Annotated in this window: 19 protein-coding genes; 8 read left to right on the forward strand and 11 right to left on the reverse strand. The window is 71.2% G+C overall.

Translation table 11 applies throughout. The features are described from left to right. Nucleotides 1-1,260: NnrS family protein (locus ACE3N6_RS04145; protein ID WP_374243914.1), on the reverse strand; the 1,260-nt coding region annotated here is incomplete at its 3' end. Between the two features lie 92 nt (nucleotides 1,261-1,352). Here ACE3N6_RS04145 and ACE3N6_RS04150 point away from each other — a divergent pair. Next, complete coding sequence (locus tag ACE3N6_RS04150; protein ID WP_374243915.1) at nucleotides 1,353-2,045, forward strand: Crp/Fnr family transcriptional regulator; 693 nt, start codon at nucleotides 1,353-1,355, stop codon at nucleotides 2,043-2,045. An 8-nt stretch (nucleotides 2,046-2,053) separates the two neighbouring features. Here the strand turns inward: ACE3N6_RS04150 and ACE3N6_RS04155 are convergent, their stop codons facing one another. Beyond that, nucleotides 2,054-2,290 carry a sulfurtransferase TusA family protein gene (locus ACE3N6_RS04155; protein WP_374243916.1) on the reverse strand — a complete coding sequence of 79 codons (237 nt, stop codon included), beginning with the start codon at nucleotides 2,288-2,290 and terminating at the stop codon, nucleotides 2,054-2,056. Nucleotides 2,291-2,463: 173 nt separating this feature from the next. Between ACE3N6_RS04155 and ACE3N6_RS04160 the strand changes: the two genes are divergently transcribed. Further along, nucleotides 2,464-2,820, forward strand: coding sequence for a hypothetical protein (locus ACE3N6_RS04160; protein WP_374243918.1), 357 nt, complete (start codon nucleotides 2,464-2,466; stop codon nucleotides 2,818-2,820). A gap of 22 nt (nucleotides 2,821-2,842) precedes the next feature. Next, nucleotides 2,843-3,397 carry a hypothetical protein gene (locus ACE3N6_RS04165; protein WP_374243919.1) on the forward strand — a complete coding sequence of 185 codons (555 nt, stop codon included), beginning with the start codon at nucleotides 2,843-2,845 and terminating at the stop codon, nucleotides 3,395-3,397. A gap of 12 nt (nucleotides 3,398-3,409) precedes the next feature. Here ACE3N6_RS04165 and ACE3N6_RS04170 read toward each other — a convergent pair whose 3' ends face one another. From ACE3N6_RS04170 to ACE3N6_RS04180, 3 genes are all read right to left on the reverse strand, one after another. Beyond that, nucleotides 3,410-4,969: a cytochrome D1 domain-containing protein gene (locus ACE3N6_RS04170; protein ID WP_374243920.1), complete on the reverse strand. Its 1,560-nt coding sequence runs from the start codon at nucleotides 4,967-4,969 to the stop codon at nucleotides 3,410-3,412. Between the two features lie 39 nt (nucleotides 4,970-5,008). Continuing rightward, a complete protein-coding gene (nirJ, locus tag ACE3N6_RS04175) occupies nucleotides 5,009-6,205 on the reverse strand; it encodes a heme d1 biosynthesis radical SAM protein NirJ (RefSeq protein WP_374243921.1) in 1,197 nt (398 codons plus the stop codon). Between the two features lie 82 nt (nucleotides 6,206-6,287). Further along, on the reverse strand, nucleotides 6,288-6,752 hold the full coding sequence (locus ACE3N6_RS04180; protein ID WP_374243922.1) for a CreA family protein: 465 nt from the start codon (nucleotides 6,750-6,752) through the stop codon (nucleotides 6,288-6,290). 107 nt (nucleotides 6,753-6,859) lie between these two features. Here ACE3N6_RS04180 and ACE3N6_RS04185 point away from each other — a divergent pair, with 107 nt between their 5' ends. Beyond that, nucleotides 6,860-8,506, forward strand: a complete 1,647-nt coding sequence (locus tag ACE3N6_RS04185; RefSeq protein WP_374243923.1) for an ATP-binding domain-containing protein — start codon at nucleotides 6,860-6,862, stop codon at nucleotides 8,504-8,506. Between the two features lie 19 nt (nucleotides 8,507-8,525). Further along, nucleotides 8,526-8,948: a gamma-glutamylcyclotransferase family protein gene (locus ACE3N6_RS04190; RefSeq protein ID WP_374243924.1), complete on the forward strand. Its 423-nt coding sequence runs from the start codon at nucleotides 8,526-8,528 to the stop codon at nucleotides 8,946-8,948. Nucleotides 8,949-9,035: 87 nt separating this feature from the next. Here ACE3N6_RS04190 and ACE3N6_RS04195 read toward each other — a convergent pair whose 3' ends face one another. Further along, a complete protein-coding gene (locus ACE3N6_RS04195) occupies nucleotides 9,036-9,944 on the reverse strand; it encodes a recombination-associated protein RdgC (RefSeq protein WP_374243934.1) in 909 nt (302 codons plus the stop codon). 154 nt (nucleotides 9,945-10,098) lie between these two features. On the opposite strand from ACE3N6_RS04195, the gene ACE3N6_RS04200 reads away from it, so the two are divergent. The 3 genes from ACE3N6_RS04200 (at nucleotide 10,099) to ACE3N6_RS04210 (ending at nucleotide 11,983) form a co-directional block, all read left to right on the forward strand. After that, the gene (locus tag ACE3N6_RS04200; RefSeq protein WP_374243925.1) at nucleotides 10,099-11,148 is read left to right on the forward strand and encodes a hypothetical protein; all 1,050 of its coding nucleotides are present in this window, start codon (nucleotides 10,099-10,101) and stop codon (nucleotides 11,146-11,148) included. A gap of 27 nt (nucleotides 11,149-11,175) precedes the next feature. Beyond that, the gene (locus tag ACE3N6_RS04205; protein WP_374243926.1) at nucleotides 11,176-11,568 is read left to right on the forward strand and encodes a hypothetical protein; all 393 of its coding nucleotides are present in this window, start codon (nucleotides 11,176-11,178) and stop codon (nucleotides 11,566-11,568) included. 85 nt (nucleotides 11,569-11,653) lie between these two features. Beyond that, the gene (locus ACE3N6_RS04210) at nucleotides 11,654-11,983 is read left to right on the forward strand and encodes a transcriptional regulator (protein ID WP_374243927.1); all 330 of its coding nucleotides are present in this window, start codon (nucleotides 11,654-11,656) and stop codon (nucleotides 11,981-11,983) included. A 9-nt stretch (nucleotides 11,984-11,992) separates the two neighbouring features. Here the strand turns inward: ACE3N6_RS04210 and bluB are convergent, their stop codons facing one another. From bluB to ACE3N6_RS04235, 5 genes are all read right to left on the reverse strand, one after another. Next, a complete protein-coding gene (gene bluB / locus ACE3N6_RS04215) occupies nucleotides 11,993-12,658 on the reverse strand; it encodes a 5,6-dimethylbenzimidazole synthase (protein ID WP_374243928.1) in 666 nt (221 codons plus the stop codon). 32 nt (nucleotides 12,659-12,690) lie between these two features. Next, complete coding sequence (dbpA, locus tag ACE3N6_RS04220; RefSeq protein WP_374243929.1) at nucleotides 12,691-14,148, reverse strand: ATP-dependent RNA helicase DbpA; 1,458 nt, start codon at nucleotides 14,146-14,148, stop codon at nucleotides 12,691-12,693. 60 nt (nucleotides 14,149-14,208) lie between these two features. Then, on the reverse strand, nucleotides 14,209-15,027 hold the full coding sequence (locus tag ACE3N6_RS04225) for a J domain-containing protein (protein ID WP_374243930.1): 819 nt from the start codon (nucleotides 15,025-15,027) through the stop codon (nucleotides 14,209-14,211). 126 nt (nucleotides 15,028-15,153) lie between these two features. Continuing rightward, on the reverse strand, nucleotides 15,154-15,540 hold the full coding sequence (locus ACE3N6_RS04230) for a hypothetical protein (RefSeq protein WP_374243931.1): 387 nt from the start codon (nucleotides 15,538-15,540) through the stop codon (nucleotides 15,154-15,156). A gap of 181 nt (nucleotides 15,541-15,721) precedes the next feature. Further along, on the reverse strand, nucleotides 15,722-17,083 hold a 1,362-nt coding region (locus ACE3N6_RS04235; RefSeq protein WP_374243932.1), incomplete at its 5' end, for a putative bifunctional diguanylate cyclase/phosphodiesterase.

Raw genomic sequence — 17,083 nt, forward strand, 5'->3', positions numbered from 1 at the left:
GCCGTCGCTGCGGCGGGTCAGGTAGATGGGCACCAGCCGCAGCGTCCACGGCAGGAAGACGATCAGCCAGCCCGCCCCGGCCGCCACCAGCAGCGGCGGCGCCAGCCCCGCGGGCAGCACGTCGGCCAGCACCCGCAGCGCCGCCACGCCGTGCAGGCCCAGGGCCAGGCGCCAGGTCAGCCCGTCGGCCACCAGCGGGCGGCCCGAGTGGCCCAGGGTGACGCGGGACACCATCGCCAGGGTCATCGTCGCGAAGTAGCCCACCGCCAGCGCGTGCAGCGGGGCAAGGCCGAGGGCGTCGAGGCCCGCCAGATGCAGCAGCCCCTGCCCCCCCGCCAGCAGCCAGGCCACGCCCAGCCAGGCAAAACCGATGTGCAGCATCGCCAGGAGGCGCACCTCGAAGCTGCGCCGCAGCTGCCACTTCCAGCTCAGCCAGAGGGCCGTGCCGGCCCCCAGCAGGTCGGCCGGCCAGGCCCAGGCCGCCATGCCGGCGATGTCCAGCAGGCCGTGGGTCGCGCTGACGCCCAGCAGCACCCGCAGCGTCCAGTCGGGCCGCACCACCTCGTAGCGGGGCAGCGCCGAGCCGGAGAAGAAGGGGATCATCCGGTGGCTCACCACCATGAAGAGCGGCGCCAGCAGGCCATACACGCCGATCGACAGGCCCGCCCGGGCGGCCAGCGGCGCGCCGGTGAGGGCGAACACGATCCACGCCGCCAGCCCCACCGCGCCGGCCGCCAGCGCCAGCCATGCGCTGCCCGGATGCAGCCGCGGCTTGCCGGCCCGGAACGCCACCGGACGCAGCACCGCCAGCGCCCGCAGCCAGCCCCCCAGCACCAGCGCCAGCCCGGCCGCCTGCAGCCACCCGGCCCCCGCCAGCAGCCCCAGGTCGAACGCCAGCCAGCCGCCCACCAGCCCCAGCCAGGGCGCCCGCGCAGCGCTGCCGGGGGTGTCGGGCATGCCTTGCCAGCGGGGCATGGCGGTCATCAGAAAGCCGAACACGAAGAACGGGAACACCCCGTAGGCCGCCCACAGGCCATGCACCCAGCCCGGCGGCCAGGGCCACGCCGGGCCGGCCACCGCGCCGCTGCGGGCGAGCAGCTCCCACAGCCACGGGAGGAAGACGAGCACGATCTGCACCGCACCGGCGAGGAACATCGGCCGGTGGGGCGCGGCGAAGAGGATCGCCGCCAGCGACGCAGGCTGGGGCGCAGCGGGCGGCGGGGCGGCGGGGCGGGCTTGAAGCTGGATCGGCTTTTCCATGATGATGAATCGCAAAGTCAGCAAATGGCTGCGGCGGGAGCGCGCAGGGTTAGAATCGGGGTCGCACGTTCGCCCAACCAGAAAGACCGCTCATGAGTACCGACAAGATCGACATTCCCGGCCTGTTGAGCCGCATGCCCCTGTTCGGCGCCCTGTCGCCCGAAGACCTCGCCCACATGGCGGCGGCCACCCGGGAGAGGCGGCTCCAGAAAGGCGAGCGGCTGTTCCAGCGGGGCGAATCCCCCAAGGGCTTCTTCCTGATCGTGTGGGGCCAGATCAAGCTGGCCTTCACCTCGGCCCAGGGCAACGAGAAGGTGGTCGAGATCCTCGGGCCGCTGCAGAGCTTCGGCGAGGCGGTGATGTTCCTCGACCAGCCCTACCCGGTGCTGGGCGAGGCGCTGTCCGACACCCTGCTGCTGCACATCGGCTCGGCCGCGGTGTTCGACCAGATCGAGCAGGACCCGCGCTTTGCCCGCAAGCTGCTGGCGGGCATGTCGATCCGCCTGCACTCGATGGTGCGCGACGTGGAATCCTACGCCCTGCGCTCGTCCACCCAGCGGGTGATCGGCTACCTGCTGCAGCTGGCCGAAAGCGCCCCCTGCGCGCCCGGCGGGCGGCACGAGGTGGAGCTGCCGACCAGCAAGCAGGTCATCGCGTCGCGCCTGAGCCTGACGCCCGAAACCCTCTCGCGCATCTTCCACGAGCTGTCGGAAGGCGGGCTGATCTCGGTGCAGGGCAAGCACATCGTGATCCACGACGCCGCCCGCCTGGCCCTCCACGACTGAAACCCGCCTCAGGCAGCGGCGTGTCGGATATGGATGTGGAACTCCCCGCTCTCCGTGGTTTCGGTGCGGTGGGCGTAGCCGTTGCGCCGCAGGATGTCGTACAGCGGGCCGGGCTCGCGATACAAAATCAGGACCACCTCGCCGCCCGGTTGTATCGTATCGAGGGCTTCGAGGGTCAGGTTGAGGGGCTCGGGCGGCATCAGGCCACGGGCGTCGACGATGATGGGCGAGGCGGTGTCGGTCATGGAAGCTATCCGGATGAGGGGGCGGGAGCGCCGGTGTGGGTGCCAGATTGGCCCAATCGCCGCCGGTCAACCTTGAGCGCGGTCAAACTGGTGAACGGTTGTCGTGCCGCAGGTCGCATACGGTAACCCGGATTGGGTGATAGATTCGCGCCCATGTCGAACGAGATTCCATCGTGAAGGAAGGTTCAGCCTTGCTCGCCGCCCTGGCCCTGGCGGCGGGGATCGCCTACTGGTCGGATCACTTCCGGACGGCCGGCTGGAAGGCTGCGCCCCAGGCCGAGAGCCCCTTCCCCCACCAGCAGACCGCCGCCCAGTCCCCCAGCCCGGTGCCGCCGCCGGCCGCGCCGGAGCGCCTGGAGGTGCACGCCGCCAGCGACGCCGGCGAGCGGGCCGCCCTGTGCGCCGAGCTGCTCGAGGTGATCGAGGGCGTGGACGCCGCGCTGCGCCACCCCCAATCCCCCAGCGCCGCCGAACAACTCGCCAGCCGCCGCCGCGCCTACGTCGAGAAGCGGATCGCGCTAGGCTGCTGAAGGGCCTGGCGCTCAACCCGAGATGAAGGAAGGCTCGATCCTGCTCGTTGCGCTGTTGCTGACCGCCGGGCTGGCCTGGTGGTCGGCGGAACACCCGCAGACGCCCCCTGCCCCCGTCGCACCCGCCGAAGCCCCGCCGCCGGTCGTCACGCCGGGCGCGCCGCTGCCCGAGCAGCCCCGGCCGGCGCCGCCGCCCCCGCCACAGCCCGCCGTCCGGGCGGATCAAGCCTACCGCTGCCTGCGCGGCGGCACGCCAAGCTTCTCGGATCGCCCCTGCGCGCCGGGCGAGGTGCAGGAAATCATCGCCCTGCACGCCCCGCCGCCGGGCACGCCCACGGCAAGCTATCGGGAACAGTACGATCAGCTGGCGGCTGCGCGACCGGCCGTGCCGAGCCCCCGCCCATCGGCGCCCCAGCCGGACGAGGCCGACCTCCGGGCGGCCGAATGCGAACACTGGGCGACGGAGATCCGCCACCTCGACGCCGCGATGCGCCAGCCTCAGACGGGCCCGACCATGGACCGGCTGGCCGCCAGCCGGCGGGCCGCCCACGGCCGCCGCTTCGCGCTGGGCTGCTGACCCGCCCGGCGCTCAGTGGCTGGTGCCTTCGGAGCGTTGGATCTTGTTGAAGAGGTTGTACTTGCCGATGGGCTTGCTGGCGGGCAGGCGCTTGATCTCCTTGAAGGTGGTGGCGTCGAGGAAGATCAGCGCGCCGTCCTTCTCCATCAGGCTGGCGATCACGTAGCGGCCGTAGCGGTCGAACTCCACGTGGGCGAAGGTCTTGCCGGGCTCGCGCACCTGGGCCACCACCTGGAGCTTCTGCTTGTCGATGATCTGCAGGGTGTCCTTCGCCGTCGGGCTCATCATCGAATCGACCCAGGCGTAGGGGCTGTTCTCGTGGCTGCGCAGGAAGAAGCCCGGCCCCAGGGTGGGGATGGTGGCCACCGTCTGCCAGCTCTTCAGGTCGATCACGCTGAGCTTGGGGTCTTTCAGGTGGGTGCTGGCGGCCACCCGCCGGCCGTCGAGCAGCCATGAGATCCCCGACCCGAGATGGGGCATGCCGTCCAGGCTGAGGTCTGCCACCTTGCGGCGGGCGTCGAGGTTGACCACCTGTCCGCGCCCCTCGCGGGAGGTGCCGAGCACCTCGGTGTAATCCTGGGTGAAGAAGAAGTCGTCGAGGACGTGCTCCAGCGGGCTGCGCCGGGGGTTGAGGAAGCCCGGGATGAAGGCGCCTTCCTTGTACTGGTAGTCGTGGATGAAGCCGGCGGCGATGTCTTCGGCGCCCGGGTCGTAGCTCACCTCCCACAGCTCGGGGATGTCCTTCAGGGCGGCCACAAAGCTGCGCCGGGGGGCGGCGTCGTACACCGCCGAGATGCGCGAGCCGACGTCGCCCTTGAGGTTGCGCCCGTCGATGACCTTGAGCAGCTTGAGATCCGCGTCGAAGATGACCAGATTGCCCGGCAGGTAGTTGGCCACCGCCACATAGCGCCCGTCACTGGACACCGCGGCGTTGCGGGTGTTGAGGCCGGCCCGCACTTCGGCCACGACCTTCAGGTTCCAGATGTCGAACTTGCTCACCCAGCCGTCCCGGGAGGCGAAGAACACGTAGCGGCCGTCCGGGGTGAACTTGGGCCCGCCGTGCAGGGCGTAGCGCGACGGGAAGCGGTGGATGCGCGCCATGCGGTCGCCGTCGAGCACGCTCACGTGGTGATCGCCCGCCTCGACGACGATGAAGAGGTTCATCGGGTCGGCCTTGGCCACCTCGCCCTGGCGCGCGTCGGGCAGGCTGCCGCGGGGGAAGGGCTCGACCCGGGAGGCGCGGATGTCGGCCTCGCCCCAGGCCGGCGCGGGGCTCACCGGCGAGTAGATCCAGCCCGTCAGGGCCTCGATCTCGTCGGGCTGCAGGGTCTGGCCGAAGGGCGGCATCTGGGTGGCGGTGCGCCCGTCGCGGATGGTGGCGACGGCGTCCTTGCGCTTGAGGCGTTCCAGGCTCTCGGGCAGCAGCGCCGGGCCCATGCCGCCCAGGCGGCCGGCGCCGTGGCAGGCGAGGCAGTGCTGGTTGTAGAGGGCCGGGGCGTCGGCGGCGGTGGCGGTGGCGTGGCCGGAGAAGGCCAGGGTGGCGAGGGCGAGGATGGAGAGCAGGCGTTTCATCGCACGGGTCCGGGTTCGGGTGGGGGCGCGGCGGGTGGTTCAGGCGGCCGGCTGCAGGCGTACCCAGGGCTTCACCTCCAGCCGGGCGGCGTCGTCGGCCACGCCGATCTCGGCATTGTCGAGGTAGCAGCCGGGGTCTTCCTGCCAGGGGTCGCCGGTGAGTTGCTGGGCGCGCACGCGGGTGTTGCCGTTGCACATGGCGAGGTAGCGGCAGTCGGCGCAGCGGCCGGTCACGGGCCGGGGCGACTGCTTGAGGCCGGCCATCAGTGGGTCGGACACGTCCGTCCAGATGTCGCCGAACCGGCGCTCGCGCACGTTGCCCAGGGTGTGGTGCCACCACATGGTGTCGGGGTGGACGTTGCCCAGGTTGTCGATGTTGGCGACGTTCACGCCGCTGGAGTTGCCGCCCCACTGCATCAGCCTGGCCTCGATGTGGGCGGCGTGCTCGGGGAAGCGCTCGCGCACCCAGGCGAGGAAGAAGGGGCCGTCGGCGTCGTTGTTGCCGGTGGTGAAATCCCGCACGAGGCCGCGCTGCTCGTACTTCCAGGCGGTCTCGAAGAGCAGCCTCATCGCGTCGCGGGTGAGGCGGTGGCGGGCGTCGTCGGCGCGGTTCTTGTTGCCGCGGCCGGCGTAGTTGAGGTGCGAGAAGTAGAAGCGGTCGATGCCTTCGTCTTCCACCAGCTGCAGCACGCCGGGCAGATCGGCGGCGTTGTCCTGGGTCATGGTGTAGCGCACGCCCACCTTGACGCCCAGCTCGCGGCAGCGGCGCAGGCCGGCCAGCGAGCGGTCGAAGGCGCCGTCGAGGCGGCGGAAGCGGTCGTGGGTCTCGCGGATGCCGTCGAGGCTGATGCCCACGTAGTCGAAGTCGGCGGCGGCGATGGCGTCGATGTTGCTGTCGTCGATCAGGGTGCCGTTGGACGACAGGCCCACGTAGAAGCCCATCGCCTTGGCGCGGCCGGCGATCTCGAAGATGTCGGGGCGCAGCAGCGGCTCGCCGCCGGAGAGGATCAGCACCGGCACCCGGAAGGCCTTGAGGTCGTCCATGGTGCGGAAGACCTCGTCGGTGGACAGCTCGCCGGCAAAATCCTTGTCGGTGGAGATGGAGTAGCAGTGCTTGCAGGTGAGGTTGCAGCGGCGGATCAGGTTCCAGATCACCACCGGGCCGGGCGGGTTGCGCTTGGGGCCGATCGGCGTGGGCGCGGCGATTTCGCGGAGATAGGCGGAGATGCGGAACATGGCGGCGGCCTCAGGGTGGGTGAATCCGATTGTCGCCGTCGCCCGGGGCCGCGCTCCTTGACGGGTATCAACGGCGGTCGGCTTACCTGGCGCCCCAGGGCATCACCGGCACCGTGGAGATGCTGTTGGCCGGGGCACCGTCGATCAGCTTGCGGCTGATGGCGAGGTACACCAGGGTGTTGTTGGCCTTGTCGAACATCCGCACGATGCGGGTCTCCTTGAACACCAGCGAGGTGTCCTCCGAGAACACCACCTCGTTGTCGGGCAGCTTGGCGGGCAGGGCGATGGGGCCGGTCTGGCGGCAGGCCAGCGAGAACTGGGAGGGGTCCTGGGCCAGCCCCAGGCTGCCCGACACGCCGCCGGTGCGGGCCTGGCTCACGTGGCAGGTGACGCCCGGCACCTTGGCGTCGTGGAAGGCCTCGACGCACACCTTGTGGTTGGCGCCGATCAGCTTCCAGGTGGTGGTCACGCAGCCCACCTCGTCGGCGGTAGCGTGGGTGGCGGCAAGGCCGAGGAGGATGGCGGCGACGGAGCGGCAGTAGCGCATCGAGGGCTTCCTTTCTGACAAAATGGGGGACATCCGGCTGCCCGGACGGCTTCCGGGCCACTGTACCGCAAACGCCCCCGACAACCCACCCGCCAACCCCGCAACCCATGGCCATCGTTCACCCCGCAGGCTGGCGCGAGCTGGCCGCCACCGGCGCCGCCCAGCGCGAGATCGAGACGCTGGCCCTGCTCGCCGACGGCCTGCCCGACAGCTTCACGGTGTTCCACGGGGTGCACTGGACGCGCATCCAGCAGGGCCGCCAGGCCATCGTCGGGGAGATCGACTTCGCCATCGTCGGCCCCACCGGCAAGCTGCTGCTGGTCGAGCAGAAATCCGGCTTCCTGGCCGAAACCCCGGGCGGCCTCGTCAAGCGCTACGGGCAGAAGGACAGCTGCGTGCCGGTGCTGCTGGCGCGCAGCGTGGACGCCCTCGCCCACCGCCTGCGGGCGGCCTGCGGCGACGACCCCGTCGAGGTGGACGCCCTGCTGTACTGCCCCGACTACACCGTGCGCTCGCCGGGCACCGCCGGCATCGACCCGGCGCGCATCGTCGACGCCCCCCGGCGGCGCTATCTCGTCGAGACGATCCGCGGCATCCTGCCCGCCGACGGCCCGCGGCTCATCAACCGGGCCAGGGTCGAGCGCTTCCTGGGCGAGATGCTCGAGCTGGTGCCCGAGGTGCACGCCATCGTCGGCGAGGCCCACGCGCTGTACACCCGGCTCGCCGGCGGGCTGGCCGAGTGGGCGCGGCGGATCGACTTCACGCCCTTCCGGCTGCGGGTGACGGGCACCGCCGGCTCGGGCAAGACCCAGCTGGCGATGGCCGCCTACCGCGATGCGCTGGCCGCCGGCCGGCTGCCCATGTACGTCTGCTACAACCGCCCGCTGGCCGACCACATCGCCCTGATCGCCCCGCCCGGCGGCATCGTCGTCACCTACCACCAGCTGGCCGACCGCCTGTTGCGGGCCCGCGGCGAGGCGCCGGATTTCACCCGGCCGGATGCCTTCGCCCGCCTCGAGGCCGCCCTCGACACCCACCAGCCCATCGACGCCGAGCGGGTGGACGAGCTGATCGTGGACGAAGGCCAGGATTTCCAGGCCGGCTGGGCCGACAACCTGCTGCGCTTCCTGCGCGACGGCGGCCGCGCCTGGTGGCTCGAAGACCCGCTGCAGAACCTCTACGCCCGCCCGCCGGTGGCGCTGCCCGGCTGGGTGACGCTCCACGCCGACACCAACTACCGCAGCCCGCGGGACATCCTGAGCGGCCTCGCCCGCCTTCTGCCCGACCGGCAGATCGCCGCCGGCAGCCCGGTCTCCGGCAGCGGGGTGGAACTCCTGCGCTACGCCGGCCCGGACGACCTCGCCGCGGCGACGACCCGCGCCCTCACCCGGGCGGTCGGGCTGGGCTTCAAGCGGCCCCACATCGCGGTGGTCACCTACCGGGGGCGGGAGCACTCCCGGCTCACCCCCCTCACCCGGCTGGGGGGCTTTCCGCTGCGCGCCCCCACCGGCCGCTACGACCTGCTCGGCAACCCCATCCTCACCGACGGCGACATCCTCATCGACTCGGTGCACCGCTTCAAGGGCCGCGCCGCGCCCTGCGTGATCCTCACCGAGATCGACTTCACCACCCTCGACGACGCCGCCCTCCGACGCCTCTTCGTCGGCGCCACCCGGGCCACCCTCAAGCTGATCCTGGTGGCCACCGAGCCCGCCGCCGCGGCGCTGGACGCGTGCGGCTTTCCTTCACCCTGACCTCCCGCGGAGACGCTCCATGCCCGCCCACTGCTTCACCTACGGCTCGCTGATGTGCGAGGACATCATGAGCGCCGTGTGCGCCGCCCGGATGGCCTCGGTGCCGGCCCGGCTCGACGGTTACCGGCGCTCGCCGGTGATCGATCAGGAATACCCGGGCATGGTGCCCGCCCGGGGCAACCGGGTGGAGGGCGTGCTCTACCTGGATCTGCCGGACACGGCCTGGCCGCGCCTCGACGCCTTCGAAGGCGACGAGTACAGCCGCGAGGAGGTCGGCGTGCTCACCGCCGACGGCCGCCTGCTCACCGCCTGGACCTACGTCTTCAAGCCCGCCCTCACCGCCCGGCTGGGGGCCGGCGAGTGGGATTTCCAGCGTTTCCTCGCCAGCGGCAAGGCCCGCTTCACCGCCCTGTACCTGGGTTTCGACAAGCTGGGCGATTGAGGGCGGGCGGCCGCGGCGCGCGCCAGACAAAAACGGCGACCCGCGGGCCGCCGTTTGCGTGGGCTGCCGGGGAGCCCCGGCGGCGGGTCAGATCACCGTGTCCTTGTCCTCGCCCCCCAGCACCGCCAGCAGCGCCGGGATCAGGCGCGACAGCTCGCCGCTCATCAGCGCGAAGTCGGCCTCCATCTGCATGTCGGCGGCGTCCGCCTGCTTCTCAGCCTCTTCCTTGATGACGTCGAGGAAGGCGACGCGCTTCACCTCCATCTTCTCGGTGAGGACAAAGCTCACCCGGTCGTCGAAGGTGAGCGCCAGACGCGTCGGCAGCTTGCCGGCGGCGAGGTGGTCCTGCACGTCCTTGCCATCGAGCGCGTGGCGCACGTAGCGCACCGCGGCCTTCTCGTCGGTGACGGCGCGCAGCTCGCAGTCCAGGTCGATGGTGAAGTTGCCGCTGGCCTCGTTGGCGGCCAGCCAGCCGGTCATCACCGACACCGGCGACAGCTTGGTCTTGACCATCTTCACCGGCAACTCGTCGAGGGTGTCGCGCAGGGCTTCGAGGACTTCCTCGGCGCGGGCCGGGCTGGCGGCGTCGATGACCAGCCAGCCGCCCACCGGGTCGATCCACGCGAACACGCGGCGGCGGCGGGTGAAGGCGCGGGGCAGCAGCTCCTGGAGCACCGCCTCCTTGATCTCCTTCATCTGCTTGCGGCCGGGCTTGTAGCCCTGCTGGGCCTCGATCATCTCGGCCTTGTCGGCGGCCACGTCATTGACCACGGACGAGGGCAGCAGCTTCTGCTCGACGGCCAGCGAGACGAGGAAATGGCCCTTCACCGCCAGCACGAAGCGGTCGTCCTTGGTGGGCGAACTCCAGCCGCGGCTCGCCATGTCCTGGCTGCCACAGGGCTGGAAGGGACGGGCGGAGAGCTTTTCCTGCAGCGTGTCGGCGGTGAGCGCCCAGTTTTCGGGGAGACGGTAGATCTGGAGGTTGCGGAACCACATGGCGGGGTACATCCGTGCTGATGGAAAAGAGGCGGCATTGTAGCGGCTCGGGGGCCGCCGGGGAGGGGGCGCTCACCTTGGCGGCGGTTGACACTCTGAATTTCAGAGTTATAAACTCTGAACCACAGAGTAAAACCTCACGGAATACCCGACCATGGCCGACCCCATCGCCCGCCAGCTCGACAGCATCCAGTCCATGCTCACCCGCGGCCAGCGCAACCTGCGCATGGAGCGCCACAGCCTGATCCTGTGGGGCCTGGCCGGCGCCGGGCTGTTCATGGCCAGCGACCTGCTGTTCACCGCCGAGCAGATCCCCGACACCAACGCCCGCGCCGTGGCCTGGCTGCTGCTGCTCGCCGCGGTGCTGGGGGGCACCGGCTTTGCCGACTGGCACCTGACCCGCCGCGTGAAGGCCGCGCGGGACGAAACGTGGTCCTTCATCCACCGTCAGGTGGTCAAGCTGCTGTGGCTGCTGATGGCCGTGGGCACGCTGTTCACCTTCGCCACCTTCTTCTACGGCGGCGCCTACATGCTGTGCACGGTGTGGCTGGTGCTGATCGGCCTCGCCCTGTACGTGCACGGCCTGTTCTCCGAGGAGGTGCTCGAATGGGCCGGCGGCATCGTCATCGCCATCGGGGTGGCGGGCCTCGTCGCCCGGCTGCCCTTCGAGACGATGAAGTGGATCGCCGCCGCGGTGTTCGGCATCGGCCTGCCGCTGCTGTCGCTGCTCCTCGACCACGGCCGTGCGCGCCCCTTCGCGCTGCGGCTCGGCCAGGCCGCCGGCTGGACGGTGGTGGTGCTGGCGGTGCCCCTGGTCGCCCACCGGCTGGCCGCCGCCAGCCTGCCCCCCGAGGTGCCGGTCACCCCGCTGGCCGATTACCGGCCCGGCACGACGCCCGCGGGCGAGGTCATCCTGCGCCTGCCCGCCGGCCAGCCGGTGCCGGTGAAGGTGGCGGTATCGGGCGACCTGTTCCGCCCCATGCCCGACGCCGTACTGCCCCTCACCCTCGACCGCCCGGTGGATGTCCTGCTGCGCGACGGCGCCCCCACCGGCGACCTGCGCCTGCCCGGCGAGCCGTGGCAGCTCGCCCGCGAAACCCGCTGGATCTCCATCCCGTGGATCCGCGCCCGCCTCGACCCGACCGCCGGCCCGGTGGTGGAGTCGGCGCTGGTGGTGGATTTCCACGGCCATCCCCGCAACTGAAACCTTCCCTCACCCAGGAGCACCTCGATGATCCTTCGCACCCTCAGCATCCTCGGCGCCTGCGCGCTGACCGCCTGCGCCGGCATTCCCCCCGGCGGCGACGAGATGGCCCGCCTGCCGGTCGTGCGCTTCGGCGACACGCCGCCTGCCGGCCAGCCCTTCATCCTGCTCTACCCCGCCGGCGCGCCGCTGCCGGTGGAGACGCGCATCCATGGCAGCCTGCTGCAGGAAGAAGCCCGCGGCGTGCTCACCGTGCGCACGAAGCAGGATCTGTACACCTACAAGCACTGGGCCAGCCTCGACGGCAAGACCTGGAAAGCCGGCAACCAGCTGGTCGGCGGCCACTTCGAGATCGCCGTGCCCGGCGAGAAGGACGGGCGCAATCCCGGCTCGATGCGTGCAGAATTCAACCTGAAGTGAACGCCGGGGCCGCAGGCCCTGCGCGCCCTGCCAAATGAAAAACTGAAACAAGCCAACCGACGCCCGCCACCCGGCGGGCCGCCCTATGGACAACCTCGACCCGCTCCTCCACCAGCCCCTGCGCACCCAGATCGCCGCCTTCCTGGCCGGCTGCGACGAGGCCAGCTTTTCCGAACTCAAGCGCAACCTGCAGGTTTCCGACGGCAACCTGGAATCGCACCTCAAGAAGCTGATCGCCGCCGACTACGTGGGCTTGCGCCGCAGCGACGGCCCCGGCCGCACCCAGACCAGCTACAGCCTCACCCCCACCGGGCTCGCCGCCCTGCAGCGTTACATCCAGACCCTGCAGAAGCTGCTGCCGCTGGGCGCGGCCCCGGCGACCGGGCCGGCCGACGGAGCGCTGGCCGGCTCCTGAGCCGCCCGCTCAGCCCTCGGGCGGCGCCGGCCAGACGTTCTCGGCCAGCACCGTCTCGATGGGCATGCGCTCGGCCCAGTGCTCCATCTCCAGCATCGGGCGGGGGTAGAACTGCTCCACGTGGCCGATGCACAGGATCGCCACCGGGCGGGCGCCCTCCGGCATGCCCAGCAGCGCGGCCAGCTCGAGCGGATCGAAAATCGACACCCAGCCCAGCCCGATGCCCTCGGCGCGAGCCGCCAGCCACATGTTCTGGATCGCGCAGGCCACCGACGCCAGATCCATCTCGGGCAGCGTGCGCCGCCCGAAGACGTGCTTCTCGCGGCCGTCGGCCAGCGCCACCACCACCACCTCGCCGGCCTCCAGCAGGCCCTCCACCTTCAGCCGCATGAAGTCGTCCTGGCGCTCGCCCAGGGCCTCGGCGGTGGCGCGACGCTCCACCTCGACCAGCGCGTGCATGCGCTCGCGCAAGGCCCGGTCGGTGATGCGGATGAAGCGCCAGGGCTGCATGTAGCCCACGCTGGGGGCGTGATGGGCGGCCCACAGCAGGCGCTGGAGCAGGGCCGGATCGACCGGATCGGGGCGGAAGTGGCGCATGTCGCGCCGCTCGGCGATGGCCCGATAGACGCCGGCGATCTCCGGCTCGGTGAAACGATGGGATGGGGTGTCGGCCATGATGGAGGCGGTGTCGGGCGAAGGCCCCGAGTTTACTCGTCGAGCAGGAAGACGCGGACCTTCCTGCCCTTGATCTTGCCGTCGGCGAGGCGCTTCAGGGCCTGGCGGGCGATGCCGCGCTCCACCGCCACGTAGGTGGATTGGTCGGTCACCTTGATCTTGCCCACCTGGCCGGCCGCAAAGCCGGCCTCGCCGGTGAGAGCCCCCAGCACGTCGCCGGGGCGGATCTTCTCCTTGCGCCCGCCCAGGATCTGCAGCGTCACCATCGGCGGCTGGGGCACCGGCGCGTCCTCGGCGTGGAGATCCGCGAGGGATTCCCACACCGGCTCGAAGCCGTTGGCCCTGGCGATGTTGGCAACCCGGTTCTTCTCGTTGGGGCCGACGAGGCTGAGGGCCCAGCCGTCCCGGTCGGCCCGGCCGGTGCGGCCGATACGGTGGACGTGCACCTCCGGGTCGGGCGTCACATCCACGTTGATGACGGCCTCCAGCCCGGCCACGTCAAGGCCGCGGGCGGCCACGTCGGTGGCCACCAGCACCGAGCAGCTGCCGTTGGCAAACTGCACCATCACCTGATCCCGGTCGCGCTGATCCAGCTCGCCATGCAGCGCCAGCACGTGAAAGCCCTGGGCGTGGAGCACGTCGATCAGATCGCGGCACTGCTGGCGGGTGTTGCAGAAGGCCAGGGTGCTCTCGGGGCGGTAGTGGCGCAGCAGCAGGCCCACCGCGGCGAGGCGCGCATCCGGCGCCACCTCGAAGAAGCGCTGACGGATCTTGTCGGCCGCGTGCTGCTCGGGCAGCGCGATCTCCTGGGGCTGGCGCATGAACTGGCGGGCCAGATTCACCACGCCCTCCGGGTAGGTGGCGGAGAACAGCAGGGTCTGGCGGTGCTTCGGGCAGGCGCGGGCGACGTAGGCGATGTCGTCGAAGAAGCCCATGTCGAGCATCCGGTCGGCCTCGTCGAGCACCAGGGTGGCCAGCGCGTCGAGCTTGAGGCTGCCGCGGGAGAGGTGGTCCATCAGCCGGCCGGGCGTGCCCACCGCCACGTGGGCGCCGTGGGCGAGGCTGTCGGCCTGGGGGCGGATCGGCGAGCCGCCGCAGAGGGTGAGGATCTTGATGTTGTCTTCGGCGCGGGCGAGGCGGCGCAGCGCCTGCGCCACCTGCTCGGCCAGCTCGCGGGTGGGGCACAGCACCAGCGCCTGCACCGCAAAGCGGCGGGCGTCGAGGCGCTGCAGCAGCGGCAGGCCGAAGGCGGCCGTCTTGCCGCTGCCGGTCTTGGCCTGGGCGATCAGGTCAAAGCCGGCCAGCGCCACGGGCAGGCTGGCGGCCTGGATCGGGGTCATGGTGCGGTAGCCCAGGCGGGCCAGATTGGCCAGCACCGCCGGCGGCAGCGCGAGGGTCTCGAAAGGCGCGGCGCCCACCGGGGCGGGGGGCGGCACGAAGGTGGGATCGGCGCGGGAGGCGTCGTCCGGCAGAGGCGGCAGGGAGGTCATGCCGGATTATCCCGCAAAGCCGCCCGGCGCGCCCCGAAACCCGCCCCCGGGGCGGCCGCTTCAGTAGCCGGAGGAGGAGGATACGCCCAGCCGTGCCCGCTCCCGGGCCAGGCGCTGTTCCAGGCGCATCTGCTCGCGGGCTTCCTCTTCGCGCTCGCGGGCTTCCTTCTGCTGGCGCTCCCACTCGGCCCGGCGGCGGGCTTCTTCCTCGGCGCGGCGCAGCTCGTTGGAGACCTGATCGGCGTATTGCTTGCGCTCGGCCAGCGCCATCTCGTGACGGCGTTCGGCCTCGCGGCGTTCGTATTCGGCCCGGCGATCGGCCTCGGCCTGCTGGTAGGCCTCCCGGCGACGGCGCTCCTCGGTGGCCTGACGGGCGATCTCCTCGTCGGTGAGATCGCCGTACATCTGCCGGCGCTCGGCAGCGGCGGCGCGGGACTGGGCGGCGCTCATCGCCTCGCCGTTGTCGATCTGCGCCATCTGGCGCACGGCAAACGCCGACATGAGGATCTGCACCCCCACGCCCACCGCGAGCAGCCCGCCGATCACGTTGAGCATGGTGCGCAGGGGCGAGCGCGGTTTGAAGGCCCGACGCGGCGGCATGTCCACCGGCAGCACGCCGGCGGGCACGTCCAGGCCCGGCGGGGGCTCCGGCTGGGTGGGCACCAGGCTGGCGTCGTAGGCGGCGCGCCGGCCGGGCTCCGAGAGGATCCACCAGGCCTCCTTGATGGCCTTGATGCGGTTGTCGGCGTCCGCCGGATCGAGGCCGTGGGTGCCGGACTGGTAGTGACGGACCAGCCGCATGTGGGCTGCGTGGATGTCGGCCTCGCTCGCCGTCGGGGTGAGGCCGAGCAGATCGTAGAGGGTTGTCCTGGTCTTCATCGCCGTGCGTACAGGGGAAAGCTCATTCCGGGTCGATTATAGCGACGCGATACGCGGCGACTTGACGGTCGGACGAGATTTTTCCGCGGCGGAGCGTGACCGATCGCCGCGTAGCGCGGCGGGCGCTCAGGCGGGCGGGGCCGCCGCGTCGGCGGTGGGCGCGCGACCGATGCTCCGCCGGCAGGCGCCCGCGGTGTAGCGCCGGGCCTCCGAGAGGGTGGCGAAGCGGTGGCAGCGGTGATGGGAGGTGCAGCAGCGGTTGAAGGCGTCGATCAGGCGGGTGATGACCGGGTGGTCGCCCACGTAGGCGATGCGCATGATGGTGTTGTGGCGGAGCGAGACGGCGGCGCGGAGGGCCAGGAACTCGATGTCGTCGTCGTCCACGCTCAGCTCGGTGACGGACCGGAAATCGTGGATGCTGTAGCACAGCGCGTCGATGCGCGGGTCGGCCTGGATCGCCGCGGCGGAGATGTCCAGCTCGTCGATCGTCACCACGCCCGAGAACCTGCGCACGACACCCCGATCCTCCCACTGCAGGTCCACCAAGATTCCGCCCCCCAACGCCGAAAAATGACGTGGGCAAGGAGTTTAATCGAGGGGCGGGCTGGCCTCAATGGGCGATCTGGAAAATTTTGTGCGGATGCCGCCCGGATGCCCACGCCAGCCCGGATGGAAATCGCCATGACAGCGGGGTTCACCCCGCGCCGGCGGCGAAGGCCGGGGTGAAGCCGCGCGCCCAGCCCAGCACCTCGGCGGCGGGCATGGGCCGGGCGATGCCGTAGCCCTGCCCGACGTGGCAGCCCATCTCAAGCAGGCGCTCGGCGTGACGCCAGGTCTCCACCCCCTCGGCGATCACCCCGCGGCGGAAGGCGCCAGCCAGGCCGATCACCGCGCCCACCAGCGCGCAGTCGTCCCGGTCTTCGAGCAGGTCGCGCACGAAGGTCTGGTCGATCTTGAGGGTGTTGACCGGCAGCCGCTTGAGATACTTGAGCGACGAGTAGCCGGTGCCGAAGTCGTCCAGCGAGAAGTCGAAGCCCAACTGCTGCACCTCCAGGATCAGCCGGCGGGCCTGCTCCACGTCGTGCAGCGCCGCCGATTCGAGGATCTCGATCTCCAGCAGGTGGTCGGGCGCCTCGGGGTAGCGGGCGCGCAGGGCCTTGAGCCGGTCGATGAAGCCGGGCATCTGGATCTGCCGGGCGGCGATGTTGACGCTCACGCTCCACGGCTGGCCGGCGGCGCGCCAGGCCAGGGCCTGGACCATCGCCGCCTCGATCACCCAGTTGCCGATGTCGACGATCAGTTGGGAATGCTCCACGTGGGGCAGGAACTCGCCCGGCGCCACCAGCCCGCGCTCCGGGTGGTGCCAGCGCAGCAGGGCCTCCATGCCCACCACCGCGCCGCTGCGCATGTCCACCTTGGGCTGGTAGAACAGCGCCAGCTCGCCGCCGGCCAGGGCCTTGCGCACGCTGGCCACGATCTGCAGGGATTCCTGCATGCTGCGATCCTGCAGCACGTCGAACCACGCCACCTGGTTGCGGCCGGCCTGCTTGGCCTGGTACATGGCCTGGTCGGCGTGGCGCATCAGGGCGTCGGCGTCGCTGTCGTCGAGGGGGTAGAGGGTCACGCCGATGCTGGCCGACACCTTGAGCTGCCGGTCGCCGATCTCGAAGGGCGTGGCCAGCGCATCCAGGATGCGTGCCAGGGGCACGTGCAGCTCGGCGGCGCTCTTGACGTCCTCGAACAGGATCACGAACTCGTCGCCCCCCAGCCGCGACAGGGTGTCGCCGGCCCGCAGCTGGTGCTGCAGCCGGTCGGCCACCTGCACCAGCAGGCTGTCGCCCACCTCGTGGCCGTGGGTGTCGTTCACCGGCTTGAAGCGGTCCAGATCGAGCACGCACACCGCCAGCAGGGTGTCGTTGCGGCGGGCTTTCTCCAGGGCGCGGCCGAAGCGGTCGGCCAGCAACATCCGGTTGGGCAGGGCGGTGAGGGCGTCGTGGGCGGCCTGCCACTGGAGCTGCTGCTGGAAGCGGTGCTGCTCGGTCACGTCGCGGAACAC

The organism is Zoogloea sp. (genome assembly GCF_041904905.1).
GTDB lineage: Bacteria > Pseudomonadota > Gammaproteobacteria > Burkholderiales > Rhodocyclaceae > Zoogloea.

Coding starts and splice junctions, on each gene's coding strand:
- ACE3N6_RS04150 (WP_374243915.1), top strand. CDS start 1,353: ATGAGTACCGACAAGATCGACATTCCCGGCCTGTTGAGCCGCATGCCC.
- ACE3N6_RS04155 (WP_374243916.1), bottom strand. CDS start 2,290: ATGACCGACACCGCCTCGCCCATCATCGTCGACGCCCGTGGCCTGATG.
- ACE3N6_RS04165 (WP_374243919.1), top strand. CDS start 2,843: ATGAAGGAAGGCTCGATCCTGCTCGTTGCGCTGTTGCTGACCGCCGGG.
- ACE3N6_RS04170 (WP_374243920.1), bottom strand. CDS start 4,969: ATGAAACGCCTGCTCTCCATCCTCGCCCTCGCCACCCTGGCCTTCTCC.
- nirJ (WP_374243921.1), bottom strand. CDS start 6,205: ATGTTCCGCATCTCCGCCTATCTCCGCGAAATCGCCGCGCCCACGCCG.
- ACE3N6_RS04180 (WP_374243922.1), bottom strand. CDS start 6,752: ATGCGCTACTGCCGCTCCGTCGCCGCCATCCTCCTCGGCCTTGCCGCC.
- ACE3N6_RS04185 (WP_374243923.1), top strand. CDS start 6,860: ATGGCCATCGTTCACCCCGCAGGCTGGCGCGAGCTGGCCGCCACCGGC.
- ACE3N6_RS04190 (WP_374243924.1), top strand. CDS start 8,526: ATGCCCGCCCACTGCTTCACCTACGGCTCGCTGATGTGCGAGGACATC.
- ACE3N6_RS04195 (WP_374243934.1), bottom strand. CDS start 9,944: ATGTGGTTCCGCAACCTCCAGATCTACCGTCTCCCCGAAAACTGGGCG.
- ACE3N6_RS04200 (WP_374243925.1), top strand. CDS start 10,099: ATGGCCGACCCCATCGCCCGCCAGCTCGACAGCATCCAGTCCATGCTC.
- ACE3N6_RS04205 (WP_374243926.1), top strand. CDS start 11,176: ATGATCCTTCGCACCCTCAGCATCCTCGGCGCCTGCGCGCTGACCGCC.
- ACE3N6_RS04210 (WP_374243927.1), top strand. CDS start 11,654: ATGGACAACCTCGACCCGCTCCTCCACCAGCCCCTGCGCACCCAGATC.
- bluB (WP_374243928.1), bottom strand. CDS start 12,658: ATGGCCGACACCCCATCCCATCGTTTCACCGAGCCGGAGATCGCCGGC.
- dbpA (WP_374243929.1), bottom strand. CDS start 14,148: ATGACCTCCCTGCCGCCTCTGCCGGACGACGCCTCCCGCGCCGATCCC.
- ACE3N6_RS04225 (WP_374243930.1), bottom strand. CDS start 15,027: ATGAAGACCAGGACAACCCTCTACGATCTGCTCGGCCTCACCCCGACG.